This is a genomic window from Sphingobium phenoxybenzoativorans (genome assembly GCF_001757355.1).
Lineage (GTDB): Bacteria > Pseudomonadota > Alphaproteobacteria > Sphingomonadales > Sphingomonadaceae > Sphingobium > Sphingobium phenoxybenzoativorans.
In genome coordinates this window covers 1-3,168 of sequence record NZ_MINO01000152.1, presented here as the reverse complement: position 1 = coordinate 3,168, position 3,168 = coordinate 1, and the positions used below count along the sequence as shown (strand labels likewise).

General features: G+C 64.9%; 3 protein-coding genes. All 3 read right to left on the bottom strand.

Translation table 11 applies throughout. The annotated features are described in order from the left end of the window. Positions 1-660 precede the first annotated feature (660 nt). On the bottom strand, positions 661-1,722 hold the full coding sequence (locus tag BHQ40_RS24370; RefSeq protein ID WP_070158270.1) for an OmpA family protein: 1,062 nt from the start codon (positions 1,720-1,722) through the stop codon (positions 661-663). 249 nt (positions 1,723-1,971) lie between these two features. Next, complete coding sequence (locus BHQ40_RS24365; RefSeq protein ID WP_070158269.1) at positions 1,972-2,475, bottom strand: DUF2793 domain-containing protein; 504 nt, start codon at positions 2,473-2,475, stop codon at positions 1,972-1,974. 52 nt (positions 2,476-2,527) lie between these two features. Then, a partial coding sequence (locus tag BHQ40_RS26435; RefSeq protein ID WP_435593932.1) for a GTA baseplate fiber-binding domain-containing protein occupies positions 2,528-3,168 on the bottom strand: 641 nt, incomplete at its 5' end.

The window sequence follows — 3,168 nt, the reverse complement described above, 5'->3', positions numbered from 1 at the left end:
AGCATATGAACATGCAGCCTGCCGCCCGCCGCACAGAAACAGGCGCATTCTAGGCGGTGCTGGCTGATTTCAGGTCAAATAAGCAATGGCTTGGCAGGGTAGGCGAACGGGCTTTTTTAGGTCCTCCCCTTCGAGGGGAGGTGGCATTCCAAAGGAATGACGGAGGGGTATCGCCCTCACGATAGCGCGCCACCCCTCCACCAGCTCCGCCGGTCCCCCTCCCCTGCAAAGGGGAGGATTTTTCAGGTCCCGAACTGGCCGGAGAGCACCTCCCCCTTCGTCATTCCCGCGCAGGTCGCAGGGAGGCGCGTGACTCCGTGCGAAACCATCTTCCCCAACGCGCCTGACATGCCCAAGGTGCACTGTGTCCCTGCTTACGCGGGGATGACGAAGTTGGGTGTAGACGACGGCATGCCCTTCGAAAACGACGTGTTCCTGCGCACGCAGGAACCCAGGGTGCAGTCGTGCAAGATAACCCTAGGCTCCTGCTTTCGCAGGAGCACAATGCTATTTCAAAACGTCCGCTAATGCCGCCCCCCACACCGGCCCCCTCCAACGCCCCATAAACAAAATCCACCCGCCTTCATCGCGCAAAGAAAAAGGGGCCGGTCTTTCGACCAGCCCCCAATTCTCGTTCCGATCCCGGAGGATCGAAGCTGATTACTGACCCGAACCCGGACCGTAGGTGATTTCCACGCGACGGTTCTGCAGTTCGCGAACGCCATCGGCGGTCTCGACGCGGGGCTTGCTCTCGCCGAACGCTTCGGTGGCGATGACGCCGTCGGGGATGCCCTTCGACGACAGGTAAGCCTTGACCGAGTCCGCGCGGCGCTGGGACAGGCCGACGTTGTACGAGGCCGAGCCGGACTTGTCGGCGTGACCGGCAAGCATGACCTGCGCGTTACCGCAGTTGCTGTAGGCCGAGATCGCATTGTCCAGGATGGTCGCTGCGTCGGGCGTGATGTCCGACTTATCCCATTCGAAGAACACGATGTACGGTCCAGGCGTGCACTCCACGGCCGGCGGCGGAGGCGGCGGCGGGGGAGGCGGCGGAGGCGGCGGGGGCGGCGGCGGCGGGGGTGCCGGCGGTTCGCCGAAGTTGTAGGTCAGGCCAGCGAGGATGCTGTGCGTACGGATACGCGCATCGACGTCCGAACCGGCGGCCGGGCCGCCCAGCGCATTGCTGGTGACGACGCCGATGTCGCCATGGTTGAAGAAGCGATACTTCAGCGACGCATCGAGCTTGCTGGTCAGCGGGAAGCGGATGCCGGCCAGAGCCTGCCATGCGAAGCCAGTGTCCGAATCGTCGGTGGTCAGCGTGTAGAGGTAGGTGCGGGCAACGCCGACACCGCCGCCGATGAAGCCCTGCAGGCCGTCATCCGGGCCGAAATCCAGCAGGCCGTTGACCATGAAGTTCAGCGTGCGGAAGTTACCGCGCGTCGACTGGATGCCGTTGGTGTAGACATTGCTGTCCGTGTAAGCACGGCGGTAGCCGACTTCGGTTTCCAGACGGAAGCCGCCGAAATCGTAACCGATGACGCCATCGACGTCATAGCCGGTGTTGTAGTTCACGGTCGAATTCGGGGTAACGATCTTGAGCGTGGTGTCTTCCACGATCATCGCACCAGCGTCTACGCCGATATACCAGGACTTGTCGCGGGCAAAGGCTGGTGTAGCCAATACCGTTGTAGCGAGCGCTGCTGCGAGGGCAAGCTTCCGCATATTATTCCCCTTTCAAAATGGTCACAAAGGACTGCGGAAACCCTCTATCCTCCCGAAAGTTTCATGGCAAGCGCGCAATTGTTTATTATGTTGCACAAATGCTACAGTTTCAAAGACTTTGCCCCATCTATGCATTATGAAACAATCGGCCTGTTCGCACGCGCAAGATGGTTAAAGCATTGTTTTACAGGCATGGCTAACGGCGCGTTAGGACATGAAATCCACACTCCTGCGGCGGCTCTCCCCGTCTCAGCTTTCCACCAGTCCATGGCTGCGCAATGCGGTCAATATCGCCCCGATCGCGGTCCGCGACTCCGCATCGATCACGCTGCCCCCGGCCGGTCCGGGAATCGCCGCCTGCCGCGCCGCCACCACGCGCTGGCCGCCGCTATAATAGCCGTCCCCGCGCGCATCCTCATCCACCCAGGCGCTGCCGTCATGACGCATCGCATGCCCGCGATCCGCCACCCAGCAGCGCATGCCCGCAACGGGCGCGGCGAAGCGCCAGCCGCCCTCCGTCCATCCGGCGATCATGCCGTCCTTCCCCGCCCAGGCGCCCGTCGCCCCGGCATCGACGATCCAGCATCGCCCCGCCACGGGTGAGACCGGCGGGACATGCGCGTCCGCGCTTTCCGCGACCGCCTGCACCAGCATGTCCAGCAATGTCAGCGACTCATTATGGGTGATTTCCTTCTGCGCCTGCCCGGCATGCATCATGGGCAGCGCCAGCCGCGCGCTGTGCTCACCTGCCATAGTCGGTCTCCTCTGGGTTGGATCATTTGGGGTTAGATCATCCGGGGTTAGGTCATATGCCCAGCATGACGGACGCGGCGCGGCCCACCGCCTGCGCGCCCGCCTGGCGGATGTCCAGCCGCAGCGGCCCGCCATGCCCCGCCGCCGCATCGGCCGCGATCATCGCCGCATCATATGTCCATGCCGGTGAAGCCGCCTCCGCGCTGCGCACCGTCACGCCGCCATCCATCAGCCGCAGGGCATAGCGTTCGCTCTCCTCGCCCAGCGGCGCGTCAACGCCATCCAGCCAGCGCCATCCCGCCCGGCTCCGCCGCACCCATCGCACGGTCACGCCGCCCGCGCCGTCCGGCTCCTGCGCGACATGCACCGGCGGCAGGGGGATCAGCGCCTCGCCCGTCACCATCAGCGTCGCCTCCGCCGGAACCGCATCGCCGATGCCGATCGCCAGCATGGACAGCGCCGCGCCAACATGCACGGCATCGTCCGCCACCGCCGCCAGCCTGTCCTGCTCGATCATCAGCAGCGGTTCGCCCGCGCCGTGGCCGCCCGTCGCCCACTCCGTCCCCCGCCGCCCGCGCAGCAATCGGCTGAGGCGGAAGCGGCGCGGCCCGGTCTGCACGGCGCTGCCGAACTGGATCAGCTCCCGCCCCACCAGGCACAGGTTCGCGCCATTGATCAGCGCCGCGTCGTCCG

What these genes read in the sequence shown, in the direction of transcription:
- BHQ40_RS24370 (WP_070158270.1), bottom strand. Translation starts at nt 1,722, where the DNA reads ATGCGGAAGCTTGCCCTCGCAGCAGCGCTCGCTACAACGGTATTGGCT.
- BHQ40_RS24365 (WP_070158269.1), bottom strand. Translation starts at nt 2,475, where the DNA reads ATGGCAGGTGAGCACAGCGCGCGGCTGGCGCTGCCCATGATGCATGCC.